Genomic DNA, 26,029 nt, shown 5'->3' on the forward strand with positions numbered 1-26,029 from the left:
ATCGCGGGCACACTGGCACCAACTGACAGTCGTCTGCTGATCAACACGCCGATCAAAAAACCGCGTTCGCGGGCCGAACGGCGTTCGTTCGGTGTTCGTCTCACTCGAGTTTGCTGACGTCGACGTCGAAGCTGCCGTCGTCGTTTTCGATGAGGATGCCTTTTTCCTCGAGTTCGGCAGGACTATCTCCGGTGACGATCAGGCGTTCGGAGATCGTTTCACAGTCCGAATCGGTCGTCTGCTCGCGTTCAGTCTGGTCGCGTTCGTTCTGCACGCGCTCGCTCTCGGAGTCGGTCTCGGAGTCGCTGCGATCGCTGTCTCGAGTCTCGAGGTCGCGTTCGCTCTCACTGAGGTCACGCTGGCTTTCGCGTTCGCTCTCGTCGGCGCGCTCGCTGCGGTCGCGTTCGCTCTCGTCACGGCTGCTGTCGCGGTCGCTGATCCGTTCACGTTCGGTGTCGGTGTCTTCGCGCGTGTCCGTGCCGGTATCGCTCTCGCTCACAGCATCGCGTTCGGAGTCCGTCTGCTCGCTGCGGTCGCGTTCGCTCTCGTCGCGTTCGTCGGAGTACGTACTGCCGTCGCGCTCGCTTGCGGTTCGGTCGCTGTCGCTCCCACGGTCGGTTCGATCGCTCTCCGTGCGCTCGGTGTCGTTGTCAGTGGTATCGAGCGTTCTGTCGCGCTGGTCGCTTGCGGATTCGCTGGCCCCGCGGTCGAACTCGTTGGCGTCGAAGTCGCTGCGGGAACTGTCACGTTCCGTAGCGCTCGCGTCCCGTTCGCTCTCCTCGAGACCCTGTTCGCTTCCCTGTCGTGTCTCCTCGTGATCGTCGAGAACCGACTCGAACGTCTCACTGAGGAACGCCTCACTGGTGAATTCGTTGCGGTCGCGATCGGATCGATCCGCCTCGCTCTCGTCGCGTTCGTGCTCTGCGCTGTCCGATTCGCTCGCCTCGCTGTCGGCCTCACTCGTCTGCTCGCTCGAGTCGGACTCGTCGCTTGCAGCTTGGCTGTCGGCGTCAGTTCGTTCGTGTGCGTCTCCGTCGTTGCCACCGGACTGGTCTGCGTCGGTCCGATCCGACTCACTCTCGCTGTCGGAGCGCTCAGTCTCGTTGCTCGCGCTCGTGTCACGTTCGCCCTCGCGCTCGTCACTGTCGCTCGCGCTGGCGTCGCGTTCGCTCACGTCGGAGCTGTGCTCTTCGCTGTCGCGGTCGTCGGCGTCGCGCTCGCTGTCGGACGTTTCGACGTCGCTGCGGTCACGATCGCTCGTGTCACGCACCGCATCGTCGTAGTCGACACCGAACTGGCTACGATCGCGTTCGCTCTCATCGGCAGTGCTGGCGCTCTCGTCGACGTCGCTCGCGCGTTCGCTCGTGCCGCTTTCGTGTTCGTCCGCCGCACTGTCGCTCGCACTCGAGTCGGTCTCGCTGTGCGTGCTGTCGGCGTTCGACTCGTCGACATCGCTTTGTGTAGTTTCGTTCTCGCTCTCACGTTCACTCTCATCGCTCTCGACGTCCGTATCGTCGATTTCGGTCTCGCTGACCGTGCGATCGCTCTCGTCGACGTCGGTGACGTCACGTTCGCTACTTTCGTCGCGCTGTTCGTCGCGATCGTTCACTTCGGACTCGCTGCCGTCACGATCGTACTCGCTGTCGTGACTGCTGTCGCGTTCACTCGTATCGCGGTCGCTCTCGTCGAGTGCACTCGAGCTGTCGCGTTCGGTGTCGCGTTCGCTGACATCGCGGTCGCGTTCGTTCTCCCGGTGATCGGCGTTCGATCGATCCCGATCACTCTCACTTTCACTCTCGCTTTCTTCGAGTTCACTCGTCACGTCGAGGTTTTCGTCGAGATGTTCCGTCACGTCACACCGTTCATCGTCCAGCGAGTAGACGACGGTCTGGTCGTTGGTGACACCGCCGTTTGCGGCGGCAACACCCCCGAGGACCAGAATCACGGCTAACGCAACGACACCAAGTCTTTTTGTCATGTTTTCATCGATCATCTAGTATATCCGAATGGATCGGCTCGGACAGAGCGCTAGATCATCGGATCTTCGACGGTTCCGTTCAAAAGGTGGCGACGAAGGGTCGGGAAGGATCGCGGTCAACACGGGCCGTTCGGAGTCACGAAGCCGACAGCGACCGCACTCGAGATCTGCCGATCGTCCTCGCTCACGCAGTCGATCCGTCGTCACCACGTCACTTACTCACCCGAGGTGGCGACGACTTCAACGTGATCTCCATCGCCATTGGCCGCGTCGTCGACCGATTCGACGCCCTCGAGTACGTACGTCTGTGGGTCGACGTCCTCGCCGTCGACAGTGACCGAGACGGTGTCGCCGTCGGCCTCGTCGAACGTCTGGCCGTCGACGGTGAACTGCTCTGCAGTGAGATCCATGCCGAGCGTCTCGAGTGCGTACTCGAGAGTCACATCCGAACAGTGAGCGTGCCAGATGGCGGCATCGTCGTGGCCGTGGAAGTGGAAACAGTCGTCACGTTCGATGTGCTCCGGGTCGTCGAACGCGACGACGGTATCGTCGTACTGGACGGTTATCGTCCCGTGTTCGTGGATCGGAGCCGATGGATCGGGCTCTACGACGGCGGACGTGTCAATCGAGCCGCCGCTAAAGAATATCGCAGCGTATCCGACCACGAAGACGGCGAGCAAGAGCCCAGCGCCCACGTACACCGCTCGCTCCCGATGAGACGATTCGTCAGCCGTCGCTCCGACACGCCGCCGATCGAGAGGCGTCAACTCCTCGGCGTGTGCTCGCTCGAGGTGAGCATCGTACGCGTCGTCCGAAACGGGTTCGCCACAGTAGGGACACGTCGTCATCTTGGGCGAGGTACACCTCGACGAGGTATGAAGCGTGGTCGAAAAACAGCGGACATTCGACGACAGTCACCGTGATCCGATCAGCGACGGGTTTTTCGGGCGTTCGAGGCCGCCACTCTATTCTCGAGGTCGGGAGGAAGTAATCCTCGAGACGAGACCACGTACTACAGCACGTCGGCTCCTGGCTCGATCGGGAGCTACTCGTCCGTGTCCACTCCTCGAGGGGAAGCCCGAAACATTCGCTACGACAACAGTCCGTCTCAAAGAGGTTCCACGACCTCGCTCAACGAAGTGTGTCGATGGCGAGGCGTTTATCATTCGTCGTCTCCCTCACCGTCACTTTCGCCCTCGCTCTCGTCGCTGTCGCTTTCACCCTCGCTCTCGTCGCCGTCGCTTTCGCCCTCGCTCTCGTCGCCGTCGCTTTCACCCTCGCTCTCGTCGCCGTCGCTTTCACCCTCGCTCTCGTCGCTGTCGCCTTCACCGTCAGTATTTTCCTCTGTGGTATCGTCTTCGTCGTCCGGTTCGGTCGATTCGAACGTCCCTGCGATACGAGACAGCAACTCGGGCCACTCGAGGTCCTCCTCGAGGTATGCGTCGACCCACTCGGTTTCGATCGTAAAGTAATCGAGAACGTCGTCGTTGTTCGGATCGTACGCAGTCGCGTTGAGAAACGCCATTTCCAGTCCGCCTTCGATAGCGGTCGTGTAGCCGTCCGTTACTAACTCGAGCTCGGTGGCGACGTTGTCGTCCGTCGTGCCAGTCGCATTGTACCCCAGTTCGAGTCCATTATCAACAGGCTCGAGTTCGATCTGTTCGAACCCACGGTCCTCGAGCGTGACCTGGAACGCTTCGATAAGATCGGATTCCTCGACTGCTGGTGTGTCTCTCCCAGAGCCGAGACTTGTACAGCCTGCAACCGCCACGCTTGCAACCGCCGTCAGTAGTGTTCGACGTCTCATACTCACCGGTGAGCGCGGCATCGTTGTCAACACGCACCAAATAATAGCCACGGATGGGGACGATACGGGGCGAATGGGGAGTCGAAAAGTCAGTCGACCCACGAACGCGTCGTCCGACACGTCTGCGCCGTTTGTCACCGGAACAGTTGCGGGACAGTCGCCTCGAGAGGAGTTCACCTTGTCGTGCTGCAGTGCGTCTCTCGCCCAATCGAACGTGATTTTCTCGATACGCACCGTTCTTTCGACTGGGATTTTTGAGCGCCATGCTCATTCTACTGAACCACTGATGCGAGACACGAAATTAAAAATCGATCTCATCGGAACATAATATGACGACACATGTCAAATTGCACGGAACAAAAAGCGATCGGTTCGAGGAGATTAAACACGAACTGAACATACAGATGGGATATGAATTGGCAAATCCCGAAGTTCTCGGTCTGCTCATGGCCCAGTACGACCTCAACCAGGAGACTGCCGACCGTGAGCGAAACGAATCTGACCGGTAGCCGCTTTTGATACTGTCGGACAGAACTATTCGAAGATCGATCGCTCTACTGCGGCCGTCCCGAGAGTGACGGCTGCGAATTCGCGATCGACTTCTCACTGACTTCTGTCTGACAGTATGAGCGGATGATCGCACAGACAACCCGCCTCAAAACGCACCCTCTCGGCAGCGTCGATCCGGTGTCGCGAGCAAGCCCGACCGTTCCGGGGAGCTCATTCAAATGTCGTCCGCGTCATTTCTTCGGTCGTTTGTTCGAAGTAGTCAGTGACACGAATCGTAATTTCGTACTCGTCTCCCTCGGCTCCGTTCCGGTCTCGAAGCGACTCCTCACCCGTTGTTTCGTCACCACGGGCCATCGAACTCGCAGCGTCGATAACAGCACTCTCATCTGGCCTGCGCAACTCGAGTTCGACGCCGTCTAGTTCCCCGCCATCGTCCGAAACTGCCCACTCGACGCGGATTTCGGGAGTCCCGAGGAAATCGTCGGGCGTAGTATCGAACCTGTCGATGGTTGGCGGCGGCGAGCGCTCATCGAGGGTTGCACGCGCTGTCTCTTCCGTCGTTTCTCCTTCCGTATCGGTCACGATGAGCGTTACATCGTAGTCTTCGCCAGCACCCTCGAGTCGGTCGCTGTTTCGAACAGTGAGAACGCCGTTTTCCTCGCCAGCATCGACTTCGGCGGTTACCTCGTGTAACACCTCGTCCTCATCAGCGTAGCGAAGACGAGCGGTGACCAGTTCGATCGCCCCGTCGTCGACGGAGGCAGCCCACCGAACCCGACACCGCACGAACTGTCCGGTGCTGTCGTCCGTGAGCTCGAGGCGATCGATCTCCGGGAGTCCCGGTTCCGGATCGGTGACGAACGAAACGGGATCACCAGTTTCGGTCGCTTCGTCGGTCTCACAGAGTGCTTCGACCTCGTACTCGGTTTCGGGAGCGAGGCCGGACAGCTCCGCGTCGAACTCGCCGACCGCGTCCAGCGTCTGTGGCTCCGTTTCCTTCGAATCCGCCACACTCGACGATCGGTCGGCCGTGGCGTTCGCGTCAGCGTCAGCGGACGCCGACCGAACCAGAAACGACACGTCGGCGGTCTCGGCGTCACCCAGTCCTGCCAGCACGCCGTTGAGCTGTACCGTCCGATGGTCGTGAACCTCGACATCGCTCGTTTCGACGGCGAGCGAGTCAAGACCAGTCGCGAACGACACGACGGTTCCAGCGATAGGGCCCTCGTCGGCGGGGTCGACGACTGCGCGGACATCGTACTCGGTGTCTGGATCGAGTGCATCGATCTGGTGCTGGAATTCACCGCTCGAGGTGAGCGTCTCTGATTCGGTCTCGGTCCAGTCGTCACCGCCGGCTTCGCGCCATCGAAAGCGGGCATCAACAGCGTCGGCATCCCCAAGATCGCGGAGCGTTCCGCGGAACGTGGCCGTGCTGGCACGAACGCCCGTGGGAGTCTCGGTGGTGACGAGTTCGATCTCCTCGAGGGCCGTGACCGCGTTGAGCAGCCCGTATCCCTGTTCAGACTCGTCCAGCCCGAGATCATCGGCGCTCTTGCGGAGCAGGCCACGAACGCCGCCGGGGTCGTCGTAGTTGTCCGTGTCCTCCGCGTTCGGCATTCCCTGTCCCATCAGTTGAGCGGCAACACCAGCGACGTGCGGTGTCGACATCGACGTGCCGTCGAGATACGTATATTCGTCACCCGGGCTCGTAGAGAGGATTGCCTCACCGGGGGCAACGAGTTCGAGTTCGTCGCCGGTAACGGACCAACTCGGAACCTCGTCCCGATCGTTGGTCGCGCCGACGGCGATACATTGCTCGTACTTGGCTGGATAATCAATCTGACCCACTGGCCCAGTGTTTCCCGCCGCAGCGACAACAAGGGAACCGTTCTGATACGCATACTCGAGTGCGTCCTCGAGAACCTGCGCTGGCTCGCTACCGCCGAGGCTCAAACTGATGACGTCGACGTCATTGTCGGTACACCATTCGATTCCGGCAGCAATGTCCGAATCGTAACCGGAGCCATCACCGGCAAGTATTTTGACCGAACAGAGGTCCGTCGCTGGCGAGACGCCGATCACGCCGATATCGTTGTCGAGTGCGGCTACCGTCCCTGCACAATGGGTGCCGTGACCGCTGTCGTCGTCCCACTCGTTCTCACACGTCGAATCGTTGCAGTCGGCGAACGCGATACCGTCTGCTACCTCGAGCGTCTCGTGTTCCGGGTCGATACCGGAGTCGAGAATCGCGACACGTCCCCGGTTGTCCGTGTCTCCCTGTTCGCGAAACTCGGTCGCGCCGATGCGTTCGATACCCCACGGTAACTGCTGTTCGTCGGGCTGAACATCGGTGGCCTCGAGTGAGGTTCGTTCCAGCGTCGGTGATCGACGGACGTGGTCCGGTTCGACGTACCGAACGTCTGCTCGGTCAGCTAGTTCTCGACGGGCAGCGTCCGAAAACGTCCCGACCATGGCCCCACCATTGGCGACACTCAGCGTTCGATAAACGGTCGTCGCTTCACGTGAAACATTCGCCGAAACGGTTCCTGGTTCCATCCCGACGACATACCGATCCACGTCGTCTTCGTCCCCCATATCCGTGCCTGCGGCCGAACCGACGCCAAGTAACCCGACAAAGGCTGTGCCGATTCTGGCCAAGATGCCCCGCCGCGATCGGTGTCGACCGGTAATCAGTGCAGCGACCAGTACGGACTGGAGCATGGGTCCGAGACCGATACGGATTCGACCGGCCGTTTCACAGGCAAAAACACGATTCCGGATAGCGTCCCAAACACGGACCGGCGTCTGAGACCGTGTTTTCTTATAAAAACAAGAGGCTGTTAGCCGGTCAATCGTGGTTGCGAAGAGCCCTGTCGGTTCTCCCGCCGCCGCGTCGCGACTATCGTCGTTTGTAGTCGTATCGGGAAGGGTCTTCTCCGTTCGGGGTGTTTCGTCTCCGTTCGAGTGGGAGGTTCGCCATTCGGTCATATCGTTCTTCACTCCGGGGTCATTCACCCGCTATCTAAATCCCAATGGCTGTATCTGTAGCATCCGTCGGATCTCGAGACCGATACTAATAGCTATTTATATTGGGTACGGATAGCGAACCTCGAGAACGGAGTACACGTGTCGAAAAGAAATGAAATCCGGTTCGGCGTGTGTTCCGTACGCTACTGTCCCATTCGAACGAGGATCAGCGGATAGGCGGCACCGAGGAGGACCCCGTACACGGCATGACCAACGAGACTCATCACGTTGAAATCGGGGACAGGTGGTGCCATCCCAGTCATCCAACCGATCCACAGCGGCATGACGATCGACGCTGCAACGACCCACACAACCACGCCATACACCAGACCGATCCCCGCACCGGATAACACGCGACCAGCGTACGGCCGAAGCTGTCCAGTGGTGACGAGTGCGGCGTAAACCAGTCCGAAGACTAGGCTATGGATGAGATGGGCAATCCAGCCGACAACGGTGTTTCCTCCGAAGCCATAGAGTGCGCCGACCATCCCCATCATATCCGGCATCATTATCGCTGCCAGCACACCGAAGACGATTCCAGCGGCGACGCCGGCGAGTCCCGCGCTAATCCAGTTGGTCTGTGTCGTTCCGATCCTGACTTGGGCCTCAGTTTCGACTGCCATATCTTGATAGAGGTTGTCTAGCATAAAAAGCGTACACGCTAGTGTTCTTCCACCTGTAGTCTCACGATGATAGATGAAAGCTGCGCACGTGTCAGCGAGAAGCGCGTGAGCGATCAAAACGAGTAGAAAAGAAAGAGCACGGCAACGACTACCGCGACACCGCTACAAATAAAAGCGAAGTGTCTGAGATCGCGACGGTACTCGGATCGGAACCGGACCGGACGCTGGGGCAGGTTGTTCTGTGCGAAGTCTTGTGCAGAGAGATTGTCGGACCGGGTTACCGTGGAGTTCTCATTGGAGGATTGCCGATCGTTCATCGGTATCTCACGTCTCGTCGTCTCTCGATGGAAAACAGTTTGGAGTGGCGTTTCATCGATGGCTACAGTTTTACTGTTATTGGGGTATTCCAATTAAACACGTCGATTCTCGACGAGGTCTGAACGCTATCGCTAGTAGCGTTCACTCAGTCGGATATCTACCATGTTTTTGTGAAAGTGGACAAAAATAAACAGTCGACTTGACTATCAGTATCTATGATTAATATACGAACGGTAGTAGTCGGTCAGAAGGCACCACAACACGCTATCACGGCAGTCAGTCACATTCAATCTCAACGGCTATTCGATAGTGATGCACGACCACCAAACATTCATACGTTTGTAAAACTCGGCTGGTGTCACACGACAAGAAAGACACGGCCAAAGACAACTGCCGCAGTACTGGCTCGAGCCAGTCGAACGAAGTCGACACACTCGGTAGACCCGCCACAACCGAGGCTGTAGCCCTCGAAAGTGCGTATCTATGCTGTGAACGCAGCTGACGGGTTCGTGAGGATATCGGAAAGCGTTACACCACTGGTCGTCTGACTTTGGATATGAATGGGAGTAGTCGGCTCGTCGTCGCGACACACGTGCTGACAGTGCTTGCTGTCGTCAGCGATCAACGCCTCTCGTCGGAGAAACTCGCCTGGAGTCTCAATACGAATCCCGTCGTTGTCCGTCGTCTACTCGGTCATTTACGAGACGCTGACCTCGTAATATCCAAGCGTGGACCGAACGGCGGGTTCGCGCTGGCTCGAAGTCCCGACGACGTGTCACTGTACGACATCTACGAGGCACTCGAGGTGGATTCTCTCTTTACGTTCCATCCGAACGAACCGAACGAAGCGTGTCCCGTCGGCGACAACATTCAAGCGATTCTCACAGAGACGCTGAAGCCGGCAGAGAAAGCCCTGACAGACGAACTCAAAACGATCACGATCGACGATCTCAGCCAGCAGATTCTCGAGCGATCAGCGACACCGATCGAAAGCGTCGAAAGTGCCGATCTCGGCGACTGAAACTGGTGTCTCGACTGGCGTTGTTCTTTTCGCTCCGTTATCAAGAGGGCGATGGTGCTCTCGGCGAGCGAGTGATTTGATACTACCTAATTGTAACATCCATAGTTACAAATAGTGGGGCGACGAGTGCTCAATCGATGACGAACGAACCGACCCTACAGGAGTGGACAGACGCACACGAAGAGACGACGGTGTCGCTCGACAACCACGAGTTGACGGTATCGTACTACGATGAAGGCGAGACAGACACAGCGGAAACCCCGCTCGTGTTCCTCCACGGGATTCCGACGTGGTCGTATCTCTGGCGGGGTGTCGCACCGGCCTTCGAAGCCGATCGGCGAGTGATCGCCCCGGACTTCGTCGGCTACGGGAACTCCGCGATGCACGACGGGTTTGATCGATCCATCCGGGCCCAAGAGCGGGTACTCGAGGAGCTGGTCACCCAACTCGAGGTCGATCAGATCGATCTCGTCGCTCACGATATCGGTGGTGGTGTCGCGCTCCGCTATGCGGCGCACAACCCGGATGCCGTCGAAACGCTCGTGCTTTCGAACTCGATCGCGTACGACTCGTGGCCGATACAGTTCATCGTCGATCTCGGGCTTCCCGGAACGATCAACGACATGTCCGTCGAGGACGTCGATGAACAGCTCACCCAGATGTTCCAGTCGACACTCATCGATCCGGACGACGAGTTCGTAGAAGCGATGGTCTCTCGCTTTCGCAGCGACGAGGGTCGGATCTCCCTCAGTCGAAACGCGATCGCAACGAATACGAGCCACACGACCGAACTCGACTACAGTGCTATCACGGCGGAGACATCCTTCATTTGGGGTGAAAACGACGGGTTCCAGCCAATCGAGTTCGCAGAGCAGTTGAACGACGATCTCGAGAACACCGCTGGTATCACCCGACTCGACGCGAATCACTGGGTCCCGGAGGATCGGTCGACGGCGTTCGTCGAGGCCCTCTCTAATGTCCTCGAGTGATGCCTGCGTTCACGACGGGACTCGAATCGCGACTCCGGAACTGACGGACAGGAGTCCACATCGTTTCGCGTGAGCAGGTGAGGGTCAGGTAACTAACCAACGGTCTGGTTCGCTTACTCTTAAACCGATCTCACACGTTTATTAGGGTATGTCCGAACGGACAGATTCAGCCGAACCCAGTACATCGATCGTCGAACTCGAGGACGACTCCGAACTCGACGATATTCTCGAACTCGAAGCCACCGTCCTCGTCGATTTCTACGCGGACTGGTGTGGCCCGTGTCAACTAATGGAAGGAACAGTCGAGGCAGTTGCAGAGACTGTCGATGCACCTGTCGTCAAAGTGGACGTTGACGCGTTTCCACACGTCGCTGCCCGCTTCGACGTCAGTTCGATTCCGACCGTCATCGGCTTCGATCAGGGAGCGCCCACCGACCGTCTCATCGGAATGCAAGAGGAGAAAGCAGTACGACAACTCATCGCCTGAGCGTAACCGACCGATCCCGTCGATTCGAATGAGTCGAGACTGCCTGATCCGTTAGCAGTCTCGAGAGCACTACTGGGGCATCTCAGACGGAGGGGCCGTCTTCTCGAGGCTGATAGCGAACTCGTGGCCGAACGGTGGCGCGTACGGAATCCCGAGTGGTTCAATCATCTGGAGCAACGAGAGGCCGTACGTCTCGATAGCGACGTGGTCGACGTCGCGCATCTCTTCGGCAGTAACCGCAGTCACGCCGAGATCGGTCGTCGTTCGAAACGCGTCGGGATCCATATCCACCGTACGGTGCCACGAGAGAACACCGTTTAGCTGGGCGCTATCGCCGTCGACACGAGCCGACGTTACCCCGGAGTTATCGCATTACTTCTCGCTTAGCTTACAGTTATGCCAGTCAAACGCATACGAAGTTACAGAAGGCAACGAACCCATGGCTACTGAAACACAGACAACGGTTTCGATTGGTAACGTAACGACCACAGACTGGGCAGCAGGTGCGGTCGGCGGCTTCGTCGGCAGCATTCTGTTCGGCCTCATCATGCAGTACGTGATTCCGGCTCCAATGCTCGAGATGGCGATTCCCGCGATGTACGGCATCGAAGGGCCGGCGCTGATGGCCGGTTGGGCGATCCACCAGTTCCACGGCGTCGTCCTCGGGCTAACGTACGTCGCGCTCGTCCAGTTTGGACCGCTTCGCGAACCGGCGAAACGTGTCGCTCCGGCGATCGGCCTCGGAATCGGCTACGGCGTCCTGACGACCGCCGCTCTTGCCGTCCTCGTGATGCCCGTCTGGCTTTCGGTGCTTGGCTTCCCCGGTGCGCCACCGTTCCCGAACGTCGCGATTCCGGGCACGCTCGTGAGTCTGGTCGGTCACATCGTCTTCGCCGTGCCGGTCGCTCTGGCGTACGCGCTGGTCGCTCACGAGTAATCCAGCACACTTTTTGCGGTCGTCACAGCAGCCCTCGAGCGATGGCTCGATCGTCTCCTCGAGAGTTCCCTCTCTGAACGCGAGTGTGTAAGGCAAACACACGACCGAAGACAGGCTATACGTAATCCTAGCATAGGGACGCTCGAGATGGCGACAGATCCAGCCTGCGGCATGGAAGTCGACCCACTGACGTCCAGCATCACGGCCGAGTACGATGGACAGCTGTACCACTTCTGTTCGGACGGCTGCAAAGAACAGTTCAAGAACGATCCACAGCGGTTTGTCGAGGCCGCGCTTCCTGCACTCGACAAACAGGACGGAGTCACGACCTCGAGACTGGCATCCGAGTCGACGAGCGGAACGTTCGAACTCCACACCCACCACGATGACCGCGTCGACGTCGGGGACGAAGTCACACTGACGAAAACGATCACGGAAGCGGACGTAGAGCGGTTCGCTGCGCTGACGAGCGATACGAACGCGTTGCATCTCAACGAACGTTTTGCCAGTCGCACCCGGTTCGGGAGTCGGATCGTCCACGGCACACTCGTTTCGGGCCTGATCAGTGCTGCACTCGCCTCCTTGCCCGGCATCACGATTTACCTCTCACAGTCGCTCGAGTTCCACGGCCCGGTTTTCATCGGGGAGACGGTCACAGCACGGTGTCGAATCGACGACCAACTCGACGAAGACAAATATCGGCTCACAACTCGAGTCGAAAACGACGCCGGAACGTCAGTTCTCGACGGGACCGCGACCGTCCTCATCGACGAGTTGCCGCTGGAATGAGACGACCTGACTGTCGGGAGATCCGAACGCGGTTACGGCTGGGTAAGCCGCTAACTGCTCCGTTAGATTTCCATTTATGTTCCCGTAGTCCGACGGTACAGTTGGAGGCACCCGTTGCAAGCGCGCCACGTAGCGTCTCACCCACCACCACACGCTTCAGCCTCGATTCATTCGAAAGCTACCCACCTGCCAACTCCTGTCCTCCGCCGCGATGGTGGGACAGACTGCCGTCGCGAGCCGGAGACGAATCCAAAGGGCGACACAGCGTCGTAAGCGCACACCACCACGGTGTCTCCGTTTCAATTGCAGCATCTGCTATCACAGGTGTTCGCAGAGCCAACATCACCCAAAACATCCACTTCCATGACTGAACTCACCGATTTTGAACTCCCGAACGCCGCGACCGGCCCAGATCCGTTTCGACTGCGCGACTACGCTTCCGACTCCGACCGGGACGCGATCGTGCTGTTGTTCCAACGGGACTACCACTGCCCGAAATGTCGAGATCAGGTCCAGACGATCGCCTCGAGATACGACGATTTCCGCGCCCACCGTACGGACGTCGTCTCGATCCTTCCCGAACCGATCGAACAGGCCGAACGCTGGAACGACCAGTACGACCTCCCGTTTCCGCTGCTCGCCGACGAGTCAAAGGCGACGAGCGACCAGTACGACCAGCCGACACGGTTCGGTGCCATCGGCTCGCTCCACGACATGGTCGGACGGATGCCGGAAGCTGTCCTCATCGACGCGTCGGGCCAGGAACCGACGCTCGAGTACGTCCATCGCGGGACGATGCCAGCCGACCGCCCGTCCGTCGACGATCTCTTAGAGCGCGTCGACGACCTCGCCGCCGCTCGAGTATGATCGGGTCGGTCGTGTACGGTCGATACATCGGGGCTGAAAACGTATATGACGAGACGACGATGAAACGCATATCATGACTCCCGTTCCGGACCAACTCTACGATCTCCCCCCGAGTGGCAAACTCGTATTGAAAGTGCTTTCCGTCGACGGCGCGATGACACAAAGTCAACTCGCAGCCGAAACACGGCTGAGCAAACGGACCGTTCGGTACGCACTCGATGCGCTCCGTGATGCCGGCGTCCTTCACGAACGCGTCTACTTCCGCGACGCGAGAAAATCGCTTTACTCGGTGTCCGACCCGTTGCTGACTGACGAGTCGGCGGCCGCGGACGACTGAGAGGGGTTCTCGTAGCTGTTCAGCGGTTCACGGCACGGAAATCGAGCCACGGAACCTGCACACAGCTGGGCAGCGATACCCAACTGGCGACGAGAACCTCCCATCACTTTCCACGACGTAACCGCCTAACGAGGGCGTTCGCGAGCGCTTATACGTTACTCCGTGTTACCTAGTAGTGTACAGTAAGCAACCGAGGAGAGTCACCATGTCCACAGACACAACGCACCCCACCCAGCAACCAACGATCGGCGTCGACGCCGCCTCACTCGAGCAGTACTCGGCTGTCCGGACTGAAACTGATGAGTTGATCGTCTACGACGAACGCAACGAGGACGCCTGGGTTCAGTCGGACGACTGGATCGATGCGCTCACGATGGCGTAATCAACCGTTTTTTCCAACTCGAGTGCCAGCTTATCCGTGATGGTGATCGCCATCGTCACCACGAGTGAACCCTCCGGAAAACGCACGCTGGACGACTTCGGGCAGTGCCGGATGGATGTGCACAGCGTCGCGAATGTCCTGTACCGTCCCCGACCCGGCTTTCATCGCGACGACGACTTCCTGCACGAGCGACGACGCTTCCGGGCCGATGATGTGACAGCCGAGAATTTCGCCCTCCAGATCGATGAGCACCTTCACGAACCCCTCGGCGTGCATCGCGTCGCCTCGAGCGGTGTTTTCGTAGCGATAGGTATTCGTCGCGTACTCGCGACCCGCAGCGCGGAGGTCCTGCTCGAGTGCGCCAACCCCCGCAACTTCGGGTGAGGCGAAGACAGCGAACGGCATCGCGCTGTAGTCGACTGGCTGTAGATCGTCGCCAAAGATGTTCTGTGCGGCCGCTCGCGCTTCGTGGTTGGCGCTGTGTTTGAGTAGATATTCCCCGGCAATGTCGCCGAGTGCCCACACGTCGTCGGCAGTGGTCTGCAGGTACTCGTCGGTCTCGATGAAGCCACGGGCATCCGTCTTGACGCCCGTTGCCTCGAGGTTCAGCGTATCGGTGTTCGGAACCCGTCCTGCTGCGATGAGCAGCTCGTCTCCAGACACCGTCACGGGATCTTTGTCCTCAAGAATGCCGCTATCAGGGCCGTACTCGTACGGTCGCGCCTCGACGGTCACCGTACCGTCGGTTTCGGAGACCGCCGTTGCAGCGTGCCCCGTGTGCACAGTAAACCGGTCCGCGTATCGGTCGGTAAACGCCGTTGCAACCGCTTCGTCGGCCTCTGGAAGAAGGTTCGGGCGGCGGCCGATGATCGTCACATCGGTCCCGAACGTCCCGAAGAAGTGGCCGAGTTCGGCCGCGATATAGCCACCACCGACGATGACGAGGTGGTCAGGTTGTGACTCCAGTTGGAGGGCCTCGGTGCTCGTCAGGTAGTCCGTCTCCTCGAGACCATCGATATCCGGAACCGACGGCCGGGTTCCGGCGGCGATCAGGACGGTGTCCGCTCGGAGGCGCGTGCCGTCGTCCTCGCCGCCGGAGATTTCGACGGTCCGCTCGTCGACGAACCGTCCTTCTCCCTCGAACAGTTCGTGGGCGGACGACGACTGCAGTCCGCGGCGGATCGACTCCGCATCGGCTTCGACCTCCTCGGTGACTTCGCGGACGATCTCGGCAAAGGCGATATCGTCGACGGTCGCGTCGATATGAAACTCGTCGGCACGCTCGATCGTTTCCAGAACGTCCGCGTGATACAACAGCAGCTTCGAGGGGATGCAGCCACGGTTGAGACACGTGCCACCGAGTGGCCCCTTTTCGACTACGGCAACGGACTGTCCGTGATTCGCCGCGACGTTTGCGACGTCGAGCCCGGAGCCCGACCCGATAACTAACAAGTCGAATTCGTCCATGTACACGATATCAGACGCGCATCACTAATGAAACACCGAGTTACGAGGGGGTAAGCCGGTTCGAGGTTGCGCCTCCGTGCTCGCTCTCGGTCTGCTGACGCGAGTGCTCGGAGATCAGGCGGACGCGATCAGTCGCTGGTGCTCGGGTTTCATACACCGATCCTGGACGACACGCAGGCCGGCTGCTTCCGCTCGAGCGACCGCCTCGTCGTCGTGAATGCCGAGTTGGAGCCAAATAACGTCGACGTCGTCCCGCTCGAGAACCTCGTCGACGATTCCTGCCACTTCGGGGCTCGGCCGAAACACGTCGACGATGTCGATCTCCTCCTCGATATCTGAGAGCGAATCGTAGGCGGGCCGTCCCAGGAGTTCGTCTGCGTTGGGATTGACTGGAATGACCTCATAGCCCTGTTCCTGGAGGTACGTTGGAATCCCGTGGGCAGCTTTCCTGGGTGTCGACGAGCAGCCGACGACAGCGACCGTTTTCTTTTCGAGTACGGTTCTGACTTCGGCATCTGTTTCGATGGGCATACCATCTGTAGAATAGCAACTGTCAAAAGACCACCGTCGTCTCCAGCCACAGTTGCCATCGCTGGCGTCGTCTTCGAATGACTGGACAGCGACGACATAGATCTTGGTCTGGCAACGCAACTGCACACTGGCCACAGCACAGACTTGGACAGTGAGTTACTCGAGGGCGGTGGCTCAGTCGCCTCCAGCCGACGAGTGAGTGTTCGCTTGCGACCGCAACGCAGCAGAAATTGCGGGAGCGTCCTGCGGGTCGACTGCACCTTCGGCCTCGAGGTCCGCGAGAGATTTCGGGAACTCGCGGAGACTTTTATGAAGTTCGATACCAGCCTTCGCCCCATGCCCCATCGCGACGGGAATCTGGTTGTGGCCGGGGGTCAGGTCGCCGACAGCGAACAGGCCATCGACAGACGTGCGGCCGTGGTCGCCGACGACGACTGTGCCGTCGTCCGTGAGTTCTGCGCCGAGCGACGTCGCCAGGTCGTCGTTGTACTCGGAGCCGTACATCGCAAAGCCACCCGTGTACTCGCGGACGGTTCCATCGTCGAATTCCAGCGCCTCGAGCCACCCGTCTTCGCCGTTTTGGACGCCAGAGACATCCTCGTGAACGACGTCGACGGGATGATTCGAGAGCAAGACGTCCGTTTCAGCACTCCAGTCGGGCTCCGTACCCCGCACCAGGAGGTCGACGTCGTCAGTGACGTTGAGCATGAGCATGGCGACGGTGGCGGCACTGTCGTCGTGACCCATCACGTACACCGGTTCGTCGACGAACAGGTACGCATCACAGTGGAGACAGTAGTGTAATCCGCGTCCGGTCCGAGGCAGTGGCGGCTCAGGGCGACCGTCGGAGAACCCAGTTGCGAGCACGACACGGTCGGCAGTCGCCGAGCCGTCGGTCGTCTCGAGTTCGAACACGCCGTCACGTCGGTCGACACTGGTCACGAACTCCGTACGGTAGGCTGCGCCGTAGGACTGGATCTGTTCGACGGCCGTCTCGAGGAACTCGTTTCCAGACACCGATTCGGGAACGCCGATCACGTTGTGTGTCTCCTGTATCATCGCGGCGCGACCGCCACCGCGGTCGAAGACAGCAGTTTCGTGACCGAGTCGTGCTGTGTATAGCGCTGTCGTCAGGCCTGCTGGCCCACCGCCGACGACGGCGACCTCGTAGTGGGTGGTATCTGGGGAAGCAGTGGATGTCGTCATTCTATGGTTACCTATAGTAACTCAATTACGACCGGTAGGTTATAATGCTCAGCCAACCGTCTCGTCACCCGGTTACTGGGTCGTAACGACGTTCGAACGTCGGTGAACACGCGAGTACTGGAGCGAGATTTCAAGTCACTAAACGTAACTAGAGTACAATACGTAACTATATATCCATTCAGTACGAGTACGAATGCATGAGCGAGCCGACACAGAAACTGGAAATCTGGTGTGCAGGCGAAGATTGGTGTCCGGTCACGGCTACCGCGACGCTGATCGGGAAAAAGTGGCACACTGTCGTACTCCACCGATTGCTTGACAACGGACCACTCGGATTCAATGCACTCAAAGAAGAAGTCGGTGGGATCTCGAGTAAGGTCCTCTCGGACGTGCTCGATGACCTCGAACAGAAACAGCTGATCAACAGGGAGATCGTCAACGAGAAACCGGTCCGCGTCGAGTATTCGTTGACCGAACTCGGCGAATCGCTCGAGTCGGTGATCTTAGAGATGGCTGACTGGGGGCAAGAACACCTCATGCCCGCAGCGACCAAAGATAGCTCGATCGTGTAACCAGATGGGGTGAGGAACTCGTAACCCCATTACTCGTCCGTTCGCGTGAGCTTTTATCAATCCCGACTGTACTGGGACGTGTAATGACGAACGCAGCAATCGTAATCCTTGCAGGAACTGAGTCGCACGCCGACGTGGGCCGTCTCGTAAACGGACTCGAGGCAGCAAAGGAATTCGCACAAACGGATGGCGACGACGTCGAACTCATCTTCGATGGGGCGGGAACGCAGTGGATTCCAGAACTGGAAGACGAAGAAAGCGACTATCACGAGCTGTATCAAGCCGTTCAGGAAGACGTAGCTGCCTGTGACTTCTGTGCGGGTGCGTTCGGCGTCGAAGACGCGATCAGCGAGACAGATGTCGTAACGCTTGCTGATCACGATGGCCATCCGAGCGTGCGATCGCTCGTCGACGACGACTACGAAGTCATCACGTTTTAAGCCACAATCGGTCCGTTCCAACCAGGTGAGACTACCGATCAGTCGTCCTCGCATGGAGCCTGAGTCGGTCCTGTACTGTCCGTCTCCCGGGACCGGTTTCGGAGTCAGCCCACGATCCCCTCCAAATGTCGATCGGACGGGTAGATGCATGGCTCGCCGCTGTACGTGGGTTTTTCAGCGAGCAGCATAGGGTACCACCCATATGGCCACACGCGATGACGAGCAGCCAATCGGCGTGCTCGTCGTCACCGCCGACCGGGCTGCTGGCGACCGACTCGTGGATGGGCTCGAAGCGTCAGGAATCGATCGCGGAGTCACCGTCCGCTCGGCGCGGAACGCACTCGAGTGCCTCCGTGAGGAGGACTGGATCGACTGTATCGTCAGCGACCATTCGCTCCCTGATATCGACGGCGTCGCCCTGCTCCAGACGATCCGAGCACGGGCACCAAAGCTCCCGTTTGTACTGTTTACCGGCGAGGGTAACGAATCGGTCGCAAGCGACGCCATCGCTGCGGGCGTGACCGACTACCTGATCAAGGACCCTGACATCGACCAGAGCGAATCGCTTTCGAGGGTCATCATCGACGCCGTCGCGTACTACCGACGCCACGCCGAGATTGTCGATTCAGATATCCAAGTCCGGGCTGTCCTCGATGCGGCCCCGGACGCACTGCTCGTCGTCCGGAACGGGACCGTCGCGTACGCAAACCCTCGTGTCAGAGCGTTGCTCGATGGGATCGATTTCGGAGCGCTACCAGACGACCAGCCCCGTGGCGACTCCGGGATCCGACCGCCGACTGGAACGCCACTCGAAGAAGTCCTCTCGGTCGCCGACGATCTGACGGCGACGACTCTGGCAGCGGTCCAGCGAGGAGAGCCGTCCCTCGACAGCTACGAGACCGACCTCCGACTCGAGAACGGGACGCGTTTGCCCGTCGAGGTGACCGCAGCTCGTACCGAGTGGGGTGGCGAGCCGTCGGCGGTGGTCATCCTCCGAGACGTCTCCGAACGGCGGACCCGACAGGAGGACCTGGCGTTGAAGACTCGTGCGATGGACTCGGCACCGATCGGGATCGCGATCGCCGAATCAACCACTGACGTGGGAGACAACCCGATGGTGTACGTCAACGACGCGTTCACCGCGATCACCGGCTACGACCGCGAGGAGGCGCTTGGTCGTGACTGCCGGTTCCTCCAGGGACCGGAGACAGACGAGGAGACCGTCGCCGCGATCGGTCGGGCCATCGGCGAGAACGAGACGCTCACCACGGAGATCCTCAACTACCGGAAAGACGGAACACCCTTCTGGAACCGCCTGACGGTGGCCCCGATCGACGCTGACGGACGTGATGCGCCCCACTACGTCGGCTTTCAGGAAGATATTACCTACGAGCACGAGCGCCAACAGGAACTGCGTCGATTCCGTCGTGCTGTCGAGTCGGCTGGACAGGCGATTTTCGTCACCGATCTCGACGGAACGATCACCCAGATCAATCCCGCGTTCGAGGAGATCACTGGTTACAGCAGGGAGGAGGCCATCGGTAGCACGCCGAAACTCCTCCAGTCGGGCCAACACGACGACGACTACTACAACGACCTCTGGGAGACGATCCTCTCGGGTGGCATCTGGGACCACGAGGTCGTCGACGAGCTCTACTACGCCCACCAGACGATCGCACCGCTGCTCGACGAGGACGGCGAGGTCGGAGAATTCGTCGCCATCCAGAGTGACATCACCGCACGCAAAGAACGCGAACAGCAACTCCAGATGCTTGATCGGGTGCTCCGGCACAACCTCCGGACCGAACTCAACGTCGTCGAGGGGCACGCGGACGCGATTCTGAATGTTGGGGACGAGGACGTCCACCAGCATGCGACCGTTATCACCGAGAGCACTGACGCACTCCTCGAAACGGCCGAGCGGGGCCGCCGGATCACACAGCTCCTTTCGGAACCGCCGCAACGGCGCTCGGGTGATATCGTACTGATCGTCCAACGTGTCATCGCTGGTGCTCGAACGGCGCATCCCGACGCAACTATTGAGGCCGACCTCCCCGACGAGGCGATGGCTCTCATGGTCGAGCAGATCGACGAGGCCATTACGGAGCTGGTCGAGAACGCGATCGTTCACAACGACGCCGACGAACCGACGGTGACCGTTCGTGTTCGCGCACCCTGCGACGAGGACTCCATCCGGATCGACGTTATCGACACCGGACCGGGAATCGCAGCGATGGAACGCGACGTCCTCAAGGAGGTCCAAGAAGAGGGGACACTCATCCACGGTAGCGGCCTAGGGCTGTGGCATGTCTACTGGCTCGTCCGCCGCTCGAACGGCCGCCTCGAGTTCGAGGACCGCAATCCCCGCGGGACCGTCGTGAGATTACCCTCAATCGCGCCGAGGTGCTTGGAGAGGGCAAATGAGTGCTACTAACCGCTAGACTCGTCTCGAGCCCAGAGAATGTTCTTCCGAAGTCGGGGCAGATAGTGAGCCAAATTAGTCGTCGTCAAAATCCCAATGAGTTCACTATCATCGACGACTGGGAGGTGTCGAATCGAATGTTCTTTCATCAGTGAGGCCGCTGTATGGATCGATTTGTCGCCCGCAACCGTGATGACCGGTGTCGACATGAACGATCCCACAGAGACGGATGAGATATCCGCATCAACGGCGACTTGATGCATGATATCTGATTTGGTGACAATGCCCTGGATGTCGTTCGTCTCTGGGGCAGTCACGATCACCGATCCAATATCGTCCTCTGCGAACACCCTCGCGGCAGTACTGGCCGTCGTCTCCTCGGAGATGGTTCGGACGTCTCGTGTCATCACGCTGGATATAGTTTGATCAATCATGATAGAGGTACAGCGCAGAGACGGTTAACCCCTTGGCCGGCATCGATTTGATCGGTAAATCAGTCGAATGCGATGTGAACGACAGGTATTGGCTCAACCCGACCGACGAACTCCACGAGCGATTAGCGTGGACTGTCGATACCTGCCGACAGGTCTACAACCACTTTCTTCACTGGCTCAACCGGGTAGACGGCACGTCGACCCCGTGTTGGATCACCACACCTCAATCCAATCGAACCAGTCTGGCAAGCCTCAAAAGAGACGCATCACCGATCGACTCGGCGTCGCCAAATCATAAATTGATCAATTCCTTAGAAATTATTCGTAAACGGTATTTTGATCAGTAAGCAGTTTTCGAAGGCCCGTGGAGACTCAATCGGTTCCTGCAAAGTACGTTTGTCGAGGAATCCTCGAGAGGCAGTCAGACGAGGTCTGACAACGTCGTGGGAACAGGAAGCCCCATCTGCTTACTCGCGTTTGGAAATGTTTTGCGTGTTCGGCAGTGACAGACGCTTCGAACCGAAAAAATCGATCTCTGTCTTCGGTGATTGCGCCCAGCAGACACATCCACTTGCGTTGACCAGAAAGTTCGACAGCCGGCCGCGTGCCGCGCGGAAACCACGAACGGTTATTGATTGTTTTCTGAGGGGTTTTGTTTCCTTCCAGATCAGAGATTATCAGCGACAGCGTACTCAAGCGACTCGTCAGTATCGAGTCGATTGAGCCAACTAGAGATCGGTCGTCGCTGCACATCTTACTACTCGGCGATTTCAGTCTGTGTCACACCGTTTTTGTACGCGATAGCTGCTAAGAGCCGTTATGTCGGCTTCTTTTCCGTTCACGTGGTCGAGGGCATCTTGTAGCTCCTCGACAGAAATCTCGTCGAGACGATTCACTAACTGTAGCTACATGACTTGAAAAAATGTGGCTCTGTTGAAATCCTATTCTTCAGATATATTTTCGTCTGAAACAGTCGGTCAATGAGAGCTGCGAACTGACCACCAGTCTACCTACCAAACAGCGATTATTTTATTAGCGGCGTGCAAGATACAGAGCGCGTATCTCACATGGACGAGTTCTGGAATGTGTGGTGCGAGAGCGCATGTTATGTCGTCAGAGGCTTAATACTGATTCACTAAATTAGACAGAGCCAGAAGTAATACACTCGATTCGGTTATTTCAAAAACTTGTATGTTGAAGACACTGTCATGATTGCCGAATCGCCGACCGCAACGGGTGCGTTATTCGTGTTTGCATTGGCGGCACTTGTGGTCGTGACCTACCGATACCGTCGCCATTCCCGGGAGTACGACGATCAGGACGTACCCTCTGACGCTACTGACGTAACGGGCGTATTTGCTCTAACCGCGCTGGCGTTGCTGTGGTTTCTCGATGCACTTGATATGACGACCTCACCAATAGCCGCAATACTACTGATGGCGTCCGGTGTTGGTGTGCTTACCACTATCGCTCTTAGCGTTGCCAGGATTCAGACTCAACACGACTGAGCAGTATGGAAACGAACGCTGAGCGGTTGCTGAATCTATCCTCTCTATTCAGCAGCTGTTTTTGACACATTTCGGATAGTCGATAGCTGCTTCGGTAGTTGCTTGCCCTGTATTGACCGTTCAGAGTGATCGGTCTACATTATGAATGAGACAGGCAATGGTGAGTTCACGGAACTGTTTCCACCAGCGTCGTGAGCGGACGAATGCACCGTACTTTCGCTTGAGCGTGGAATTGACAGTCTCGGATTGACTCCGCTGGCCGTAGAGATCAGCGTCTATGCGTACGTTCCATGCCTTGTGGAGCAATGTGAACTCACGATGCTTGATCAGTGGGCGAACCTCGTGTTGACGGGCAAGCCGTCTGATCTTCTGGTCGTCGTAGCCTTTGTCACCGAGCAGGATGTCAATGGTATTGGGGTTGCGTTTGATCAACGACGGCGCAATCCGGCTATCGTGTTTTCGTGTCGTCGTCACGTGTAGATCGAGGATTGCGTTTACCTTCGTATCGACCAGCAGTGTCACTTTGATCTGCTGAATCGTGAGTTCAGCTCGTTTCGTGTAGTGTTTCGAGGCGTGAGTTCGGTCGAATCCCGAAGCATCGATTCCCGCAACACCGTTGGTCGGGAGCAGTGACACAGAGAGATTGAGAAGCACTCGCCAGACCGCCATATCGAGTCTGTCGAACGCTTTGCACAGCGTTGACGGCGCAGGGAGTTCGGTGAGGTTGATTGCATTCCGAATGCAGGGCATTTCGATGAGTTCGTCGAGGAGGGTTCGATAGGTCGTGTTCTTCCGAACTTTGAGACAGAGCAGAACAACGTGCTGATGAAGCGTGTACCGTTGTTTCGAGTACTTTGAGGAATAGCGTGAGACTGCTCGCTGGGCAAGGTGAAATGCTTGCTCGACAAACCGAAGTAACCGCGACTTTGGGAGGGGCTGCATCCGCTCACACTATTGGCTGAATCTGTAACTCTCCAATGATTTCAACAGAGCCAAAAATGTCTAACGATTGCTATAGTAAGCATTTATTTCTCATCAGAGCCGGTGCTCTCCAAACAGGAGAGCGAAATACAGTTTTGGATCGTTTTAGCGAACGAAAAAGTGAGCCGTAGTAATTGTTGTCCAGAATATGTAGAAAAAGAAAATATTCTTCGGCAGTATCGAAACGCTCATTCCAGCAACGAACTAATTAGTTACTAGCACAGTGTCTAATGACTTCAAATCGGTGAATACGAACTGTTCGCTTCAGACTCCGATGAGGAGAATACGCCCAGTCTCCGTTTACTGGCGGCAAATCATATCGAATCGGGACCGAAATACCGGAGGACTGGTGCCGTATGGCCACTGATGAAGCTGTTTCAAACGTCGTCCTCATCACGGTCGATTCACTCCGAGCGGACGCAATCAGCCCCTACGATGGCGACCAGCACACTCCCGTATTAAATTCGTTCGCAGACCGAGGGACCGTCTTCGAACGGGCCTTTGCAACCGGAAACTGGACGCCGTTTTCGTTCCCGTCGATGTTGTCATCACGTCCGGTGTTCGCCGACGGCGAGGGGATCGGCATCACGGAGTCACCGACGCTCGCTGGCACACTGTCGAAAGCGGACATCTCGACTGGTGGGTTCAACGCTGCAAACGGGTTTCTGACCTCCCACTGGGGATACGACGATGGGTTCGACGAGTTCGAGTCTTTCGTTGCAAACGTCGGCTCCAGCGTATACAGTCGATATCTCGCAACACACCCGACCGTCGAGGCGTGGCTTCAACTGGCCGCATCACCGATCCGTCGTGCCGGCTCGTGGCTTCGACGAGAAACCGACGATCGGCCATTTCTGGATACGTCACGAATGTTTGATGTCGAGCACGCTGCGAGTTCGTTCATCGCGGAGACGGACGCGCCGTTTTTCCTCTGGGTCCACTACATGGACGTTCACACGCCCTATGTCCCCGCACCCCGGTATATCCGTGAGGTGTCGAACGACCTGCTCGGAACCCACAGAATGTTGCTCGCACATACACGGACGGGGCTCGGCTGGGACGTCAGCGATCGAACGCTTACGGACCTTCGAACGCTCTATCAGGCGGCGGTTCGGCAGGTCGATGCCAGCATCGGTCGGCTCCTCGAGGCGCTCTCGGAAGCCGGACGTGACGACGAAACCGCCGTCATCGTGGCAGGCGATCACGGCGAGGAATTTCAGGAACACGGACACCTCGCACACTATCCGAAGCTGTACGACGAACTGATTCAGGTTCCGCTTCTCGTCGACATACCCGGGTCCGAGCAACGACGAGTGGAGCGACAGGTTGGGCTGGATGCGATTCCACCGACGGTAACGGAGTTGCTCGACGTTCAGCCACCGGATGCATGGACGGGATCGTCGCTCGTGTCGAGCGTTCGCGGCGACGAACCACCGGTCGACGAGCCGGTCGTCTCGGTCACTGTTCGAGACGAGAACGTAACGTCACAACCGATTCCGCGGTCGCTTGCGGACGGTGATCTTCTCATCAGTGTCCGGGATCAAGAGTGGACCTACATCGAGAACATAGAGACGAACGAACACGAACTGTATTATCGTCCTGCCGATCCGCATCAGCAAACAAACCTCGCGACTGATCCGACCCCCGAGCAACGGGAGCGAATCGAAGCGTTCACATCGATTACTGCAGACCATGCGAGCGTGCTACGGGAGACAGAGACGACAGCGGCGGCTGACGATAGCGACGATGATGACGCTATCGACGACGACCTCGAAGCTCGATTGACAGCACTCGGATACCGATAGATGATCCGATCGTTCCTTCGCAATCTGTACAGCGGGCCGATCGCGCCACAGTTGCGGCGGTTCGTCGTTGTTGGAATCGTTACCGCCGGGGTACAGATGGTATTGCTCTGGGCGTTCGTCGACAGGGCAAAGCTACACTACCTACTTGGGGCATTGATTGCCATCGAGATCACCATCATCCTCTCCTATGTCCTCAACAACGCGTGGACCTTCCGGAAATCGCAAAATACCGGTCGCGTCGAATATTTTATCGGATTACTCAAAACGAACGTCGTCCGCGGGACGGCAATACCGATCCAGCTCGGCATCCTCTTTCTGTTCGTGGAGTGGCTGTGGACACCGTATCTCTTAGCCAACGCGATTGCGATCGGTCTCAGCGGGCTCTACCGGTACGTACTCGAGGCACGATGGACGTGGGGATGAATCGCCTCGAGGTCGAGCCTCGAGGACGCTCCTCGACCGCTGATACATAGTGCGAGCGCATACCCGCGTCTTCACAGTAGTTGCCGATTCAGATTGTAGAGAGTCGATGGAAACGTGATGAGTCACTGAAATCCGCCTCACGTTGTTTGTTCAAGCGGTAATTTGAGC

At 58.2% G+C, this 26,029-nt stretch carries 26 protein-coding genes and 3 pseudogenes; 16 read left to right on the forward strand and 13 right to left on the reverse strand.

Annotation, left to right across the window (positions count from 1 at the left end; genetic code table 11):
- Positions 1–100: 100 nt before the first annotated feature.
- The 3 genes from BW940_RS18345 to BW940_RS18355 form a co-directional block, all read right to left on the reverse strand.
- Positions 101–1,978, reverse strand: coding sequence for a midas domain-containing protein (locus BW940_RS18345; protein ID WP_076610671.1), 1,878 nt, complete (start codon positions 1,976–1,978; stop codon positions 101–103).
- Positions 1,979–2,193: 215 nt separating this feature from the next.
- Positions 2,194–2,826, reverse strand: a complete 633-nt coding sequence (locus tag BW940_RS21590) for a hypothetical protein (RefSeq protein ID WP_076610650.1) — start codon at positions 2,824–2,826, stop codon at positions 2,194–2,196.
- A 314-nt stretch (positions 2,827–3,140) separates the two neighbouring features.
- A complete protein-coding gene (locus BW940_RS18355) occupies positions 3,141–3,785 on the reverse strand; it encodes a hypothetical protein (RefSeq protein ID WP_143823943.1) in 645 nt (214 codons plus the stop codon).
- Between the two features lie 329 nt (positions 3,786–4,114).
- Here BW940_RS18355 and BW940_RS18360 point away from each other — a divergent pair, with 329 nt between their 5' ends.
- Complete coding sequence (locus tag BW940_RS18360; RefSeq protein ID WP_076610651.1) at positions 4,115–4,294, forward strand: hypothetical protein; 180 nt, start codon at positions 4,115–4,117, stop codon at positions 4,292–4,294.
- Positions 4,295–4,505: 211 nt separating this feature from the next.
- On the opposite strand, the gene BW940_RS18365 is transcribed toward BW940_RS18360, so the two are convergent.
- Positions 4,506–6,890: a S8 family peptidase gene (locus BW940_RS18365; RefSeq protein WP_076610673.1), complete on the reverse strand. Its 2,385-nt coding sequence runs from the start codon at positions 6,888–6,890 to the stop codon at positions 4,506–4,508.
- Between the two features lie 575 nt (positions 6,891–7,465).
- Positions 7,466–7,945: a hypothetical protein gene (locus tag BW940_RS18370; protein WP_076610652.1), complete on the reverse strand. Its 480-nt coding sequence runs from the start codon at positions 7,943–7,945 to the stop codon at positions 7,466–7,468.
- Between the two features lie 874 nt (positions 7,946–8,819).
- Here BW940_RS18370 and BW940_RS18375 point away from each other — a divergent pair.
- The 3 genes from BW940_RS18375 (at position 8,820) to BW940_RS18385 (ending at position 10,760) form a co-directional block, all read left to right on the forward strand.
- A complete protein-coding gene (locus BW940_RS18375) occupies positions 8,820–9,284 on the forward strand; it encodes an Rrf2 family transcriptional regulator (RefSeq protein WP_076610653.1) in 465 nt (154 codons plus the stop codon).
- Positions 9,285–9,421: 137 nt separating this feature from the next.
- Entirely contained in the window at positions 9,422–10,273 is an 852-nt protein-coding gene (locus BW940_RS18380; RefSeq protein ID WP_076610654.1) for an alpha/beta fold hydrolase, read from the forward strand.
- 148 nt (positions 10,274–10,421) lie between these two features.
- Positions 10,422–10,760: a thioredoxin family protein gene (locus BW940_RS18385; RefSeq protein ID WP_076610655.1), complete on the forward strand. Its 339-nt coding sequence runs from the start codon at positions 10,422–10,424 to the stop codon at positions 10,758–10,760.
- A 69-nt stretch (positions 10,761–10,829) separates the two neighbouring features.
- Here the strand turns inward: BW940_RS18385 and BW940_RS21985 are convergent, their stop codons facing one another.
- Positions 10,830–11,045 carry a hypothetical protein gene (locus BW940_RS21985; protein WP_076610656.1) on the reverse strand — a complete coding sequence of 72 codons (216 nt, stop codon included), beginning with the start codon at positions 11,043–11,045 and terminating at the stop codon, positions 10,830–10,832.
- A gap of 154 nt (positions 11,046–11,199) precedes the next feature.
- Between BW940_RS21985 and BW940_RS18395 the strand changes: the two genes are divergently transcribed.
- The 5 genes from BW940_RS18395 (at position 11,200) to BW940_RS21595 (ending at position 14,072) form a co-directional block, all read left to right on the forward strand.
- Positions 11,200–11,697, forward strand: coding sequence for a hypothetical protein (locus tag BW940_RS18395; RefSeq protein ID WP_076610657.1), 498 nt, complete (start codon positions 11,200–11,202; stop codon positions 11,695–11,697).
- Positions 11,698–11,844: 147 nt separating this feature from the next.
- A complete protein-coding gene (locus tag BW940_RS20910) occupies positions 11,845–12,486 on the forward strand; it encodes a MaoC/PaaZ C-terminal domain-containing protein (RefSeq protein WP_084776812.1) in 642 nt (213 codons plus the stop codon).
- 363 nt (positions 12,487–12,849) lie between these two features.
- Complete coding sequence (locus BW940_RS18410; RefSeq protein ID WP_076610658.1) at positions 12,850–13,353, forward strand: peroxiredoxin family protein; 504 nt, start codon at positions 12,850–12,852, stop codon at positions 13,351–13,353.
- Between the two features lie 73 nt (positions 13,354–13,426).
- On the forward strand, positions 13,427–13,690 hold the full coding sequence (locus tag BW940_RS18415) for a helix-turn-helix domain-containing protein (RefSeq protein ID WP_076610659.1): 264 nt from the start codon (positions 13,427–13,429) through the stop codon (positions 13,688–13,690).
- Positions 13,691–13,895: 205 nt separating this feature from the next.
- Positions 13,896–14,072: a hypothetical protein gene (locus BW940_RS21595; RefSeq protein ID WP_159440189.1), complete on the forward strand. Its 177-nt coding sequence runs from the start codon at positions 13,896–13,898 to the stop codon at positions 14,070–14,072.
- A gap of 30 nt (positions 14,073–14,102) precedes the next feature.
- Here BW940_RS21595 and BW940_RS18420 read toward each other — a convergent pair whose 3' ends face one another.
- The 3 genes from BW940_RS18420 to BW940_RS18430 all read right to left on the reverse strand — a co-directional run bounded on the left by BW940_RS18420 (position 14,103) and on the right by BW940_RS18430 (position 17,276).
- Complete coding sequence (locus BW940_RS18420) at positions 14,103–15,539, reverse strand: dihydrolipoyl dehydrogenase (RefSeq protein WP_076610660.1); 1,437 nt, start codon at positions 15,537–15,539, stop codon at positions 14,103–14,105.
- A gap of 114 nt (positions 15,540–15,653) precedes the next feature.
- Positions 15,654–16,070 carry a CoA-binding protein gene (locus BW940_RS18425; RefSeq protein WP_076610661.1) on the reverse strand — a complete coding sequence of 139 codons (417 nt, stop codon included), beginning with the start codon at positions 16,068–16,070 and terminating at the stop codon, positions 15,654–15,656.
- 174 nt (positions 16,071–16,244) lie between these two features.
- Positions 16,245–17,276, reverse strand: a complete 1,032-nt coding sequence (locus BW940_RS18430; RefSeq protein ID WP_076610662.1) for an NAD(P)/FAD-dependent oxidoreductase — start codon at positions 17,274–17,276, stop codon at positions 16,245–16,247.
- A 197-nt stretch (positions 17,277–17,473) separates the two neighbouring features.
- Here BW940_RS18430 and BW940_RS18435 point away from each other — a divergent pair, with 197 nt between their 5' ends.
- The 3 genes from BW940_RS18435 (at position 17,474) to BW940_RS20915 (ending at position 20,722) form a co-directional block, all read left to right on the forward strand.
- Positions 17,474–17,848, forward strand: a complete 375-nt coding sequence (locus tag BW940_RS18435; RefSeq protein WP_076610663.1) for a winged helix-turn-helix transcriptional regulator — start codon at positions 17,474–17,476, stop codon at positions 17,846–17,848.
- Between the two features lie 83 nt (positions 17,849–17,931).
- The gene (locus tag BW940_RS18440; protein ID WP_076610664.1) at positions 17,932–18,288 is read left to right on the forward strand and encodes a DsrE family protein; all 357 of its coding nucleotides are present in this window, start codon (positions 17,932–17,934) and stop codon (positions 18,286–18,288) included.
- A 202-nt stretch (positions 18,289–18,490) separates the two neighbouring features.
- The gene (locus BW940_RS20915; protein WP_084776813.1) at positions 18,491–20,722 is read left to right on the forward strand and encodes a PAS domain S-box protein; all 2,232 of its coding nucleotides are present in this window, start codon (positions 18,491–18,493) and stop codon (positions 20,720–20,722) included.
- On the opposite strand, the gene BW940_RS18460 is transcribed toward BW940_RS20915, so the two are convergent.
- A complete protein-coding gene (locus BW940_RS18460) occupies positions 20,719–21,117 on the reverse strand; it encodes a CBS domain-containing protein (RefSeq protein WP_076610665.1) in 399 nt (132 codons plus the stop codon). The two genes, BW940_RS20915 and BW940_RS18460, sit on opposite strands and share 4 nt — an antisense overlap.
- Positions 21,118–21,218: 101 nt before the next feature.
- Between BW940_RS18460 and BW940_RS18465 the strand changes: the two are divergent.
- Positions 21,219–21,347 (forward strand): annotated as a pseudogene (locus tag BW940_RS18465) (helix-turn-helix domain-containing protein); the annotation flags it as partial.
- 277 nt (positions 21,348–21,624) lie between these two features.
- Here BW940_RS18465 and BW940_RS22550 read toward each other — a convergent pair.
- Positions 21,625–21,768, reverse strand: a pseudogene (locus BW940_RS22550) (IS630 family transposase); the annotation flags it as partial.
- A 52-nt stretch (positions 21,769–21,820) separates the two neighbouring features.
- Positions 21,821–22,040 (reverse strand): annotated as a pseudogene (locus BW940_RS22710) (IS630 family transposase); the annotation flags it as partial.
- A 312-nt stretch (positions 22,041–22,352) separates the two neighbouring features.
- On the opposite strand from BW940_RS22710, the gene BW940_RS18480 reads away from it, so the two are divergent.
- A complete protein-coding gene (locus tag BW940_RS18480) occupies positions 22,353–22,652 on the forward strand; it encodes a hypothetical protein (protein WP_076610666.1) in 300 nt (99 codons plus the stop codon).
- A 120-nt stretch (positions 22,653–22,772) separates the two neighbouring features.
- Here BW940_RS18480 and BW940_RS18485 read toward each other — a convergent pair whose 3' ends face one another.
- On the reverse strand, positions 22,773–23,594 hold the full coding sequence (locus BW940_RS18485; RefSeq protein ID WP_076610667.1) for an IS5 family transposase: 822 nt from the start codon (positions 23,592–23,594) through the stop codon (positions 22,773–22,775).
- A gap of 395 nt (positions 23,595–23,989) precedes the next feature.
- On the opposite strand from BW940_RS18485, the gene BW940_RS18490 reads away from it, so the two are divergent.
- Positions 23,990–25,438 (forward strand): sulfatase, encoded by a 1,449-nt coding sequence (locus BW940_RS18490; protein ID WP_076610668.1) that lies wholly within the window; start codon positions 23,990–23,992, stop codon positions 25,436–25,438.
- A complete protein-coding gene (locus BW940_RS18495) occupies positions 25,439–25,861 on the forward strand; it encodes a GtrA family protein (RefSeq protein WP_076610669.1) in 423 nt (140 codons plus the stop codon).
- The last annotated feature ends 168 nt before the right edge of the window (positions 25,862–26,029 follow it).

This window comes from Natronorubrum thiooxidans, from assembly GCF_900156475.1.
Taxonomy (GTDB): Archaea; Halobacteriota; Halobacteria; order Halobacteriales; family Natrialbaceae; genus Natronorubrum; species Natronorubrum thiooxidans.

Coding starts and splice junctions, on each gene's coding strand:
- BW940_RS18380 (WP_076610654.1), top strand. CDS start 9,422: ATGACGAACGAACCGACCCTACAGGAGTGGACAGACGCACACGAAGAG.
- BW940_RS18385 (WP_076610655.1), top strand. CDS start 10,422: ATGTCCGAACGGACAGATTCAGCCGAACCCAGTACATCGATCGTCGAA.
- BW940_RS18345 (WP_076610671.1), bottom strand. CDS start 1,978: ATGACAAAAAGACTTGGTGTCGTTGCGTTAGCCGTGATTCTGGTCCTC.
- BW940_RS18395 (WP_076610657.1), top strand. CDS start 11,200: ATGGCTACTGAAACACAGACAACGGTTTCGATTGGTAACGTAACGACC.
- BW940_RS18360 (WP_076610651.1), top strand. CDS start 4,115: ATGACGACACATGTCAAATTGCACGGAACAAAAAGCGATCGGTTCGAG.
- BW940_RS18365 (WP_076610673.1), bottom strand. CDS start 6,890: ATGGGGGACGAAGACGACGTGGATCGGTATGTCGTCGGGATGGAACCA.
- BW940_RS18435 (WP_076610663.1), top strand. CDS start 17,474: ATGAGCGAGCCGACACAGAAACTGGAAATCTGGTGTGCAGGCGAAGAT.
- BW940_RS18415 (WP_076610659.1), top strand. CDS start 13,427: ATGACTCCCGTTCCGGACCAACTCTACGATCTCCCCCCGAGTGGCAAA.
- BW940_RS18495 (WP_076610669.1), top strand. CDS start 25,439: ATGATCCGATCGTTCCTTCGCAATCTGTACAGCGGGCCGATCGCGCCA.
- BW940_RS18420 (WP_076610660.1), bottom strand. CDS start 15,539: ATGGACGAATTCGACTTGTTAGTTATCGGGTCGGGCTCCGGGCTCGAC.
- BW940_RS18410 (WP_076610658.1), top strand. CDS start 12,850: ATGACTGAACTCACCGATTTTGAACTCCCGAACGCCGCGACCGGCCCA.
- BW940_RS18440 (WP_076610664.1), top strand. CDS start 17,932: ATGACGAACGCAGCAATCGTAATCCTTGCAGGAACTGAGTCGCACGCC.
- BW940_RS18480 (WP_076610666.1), top strand. CDS start 22,353: ATGATTGCCGAATCGCCGACCGCAACGGGTGCGTTATTCGTGTTTGCA.
- BW940_RS21985 (WP_076610656.1), bottom strand. CDS start 11,045: ATGGATCCCGACGCGTTTCGAACGACGACCGATCTCGGCGTGACTGCG.
- BW940_RS18425 (WP_076610661.1), bottom strand. CDS start 16,070: ATGCCCATCGAAACAGATGCCGAAGTCAGAACCGTACTCGAAAAGAAA.
- BW940_RS18375 (WP_076610653.1), top strand. CDS start 8,820: ATGAATGGGAGTAGTCGGCTCGTCGTCGCGACACACGTGCTGACAGTG.
- BW940_RS18485 (WP_076610667.1), bottom strand. CDS start 23,594: ATGCAGCCCCTCCCAAAGTCGCGGTTACTTCGGTTTGTCGAGCAAGCA.
- BW940_RS18355 (WP_143823943.1), bottom strand. CDS start 3,785: ATGAGACGTCGAACACTACTGACGGCGGTTGCAAGCGTGGCGGTTGCA.
- BW940_RS20910 (WP_084776812.1), top strand. CDS start 11,845: ATGGCGACAGATCCAGCCTGCGGCATGGAAGTCGACCCACTGACGTCC.
- BW940_RS20915 (WP_084776813.1), top strand. CDS start 18,491: ATGGCCACACGCGATGACGAGCAGCCAATCGGCGTGCTCGTCGTCACC.
- BW940_RS18430 (WP_076610662.1), bottom strand. CDS start 17,276: ATGACGACATCCACTGCTTCCCCAGATACCACCCACTACGAGGTCGCC.
- BW940_RS18490 (WP_076610668.1), top strand. CDS start 23,990: ATGGCCACTGATGAAGCTGTTTCAAACGTCGTCCTCATCACGGTCGAT.
- BW940_RS18460 (WP_076610665.1), bottom strand. CDS start 21,117: ATGACACGAGACGTCCGAACCATCTCCGAGGAGACGACGGCCAGTACT.
- BW940_RS21595 (WP_159440189.1), top strand. CDS start 13,896: ATGTCCACAGACACAACGCACCCCACCCAGCAACCAACGATCGGCGTC.
- BW940_RS18370 (WP_076610652.1), bottom strand. CDS start 7,945: ATGGCAGTCGAAACTGAGGCCCAAGTCAGGATCGGAACGACACAGACC.
- BW940_RS21590 (WP_076610650.1), bottom strand. CDS start 2,826: ATGACGACGTGTCCCTACTGTGGCGAACCCGTTTCGGACGACGCGTAC.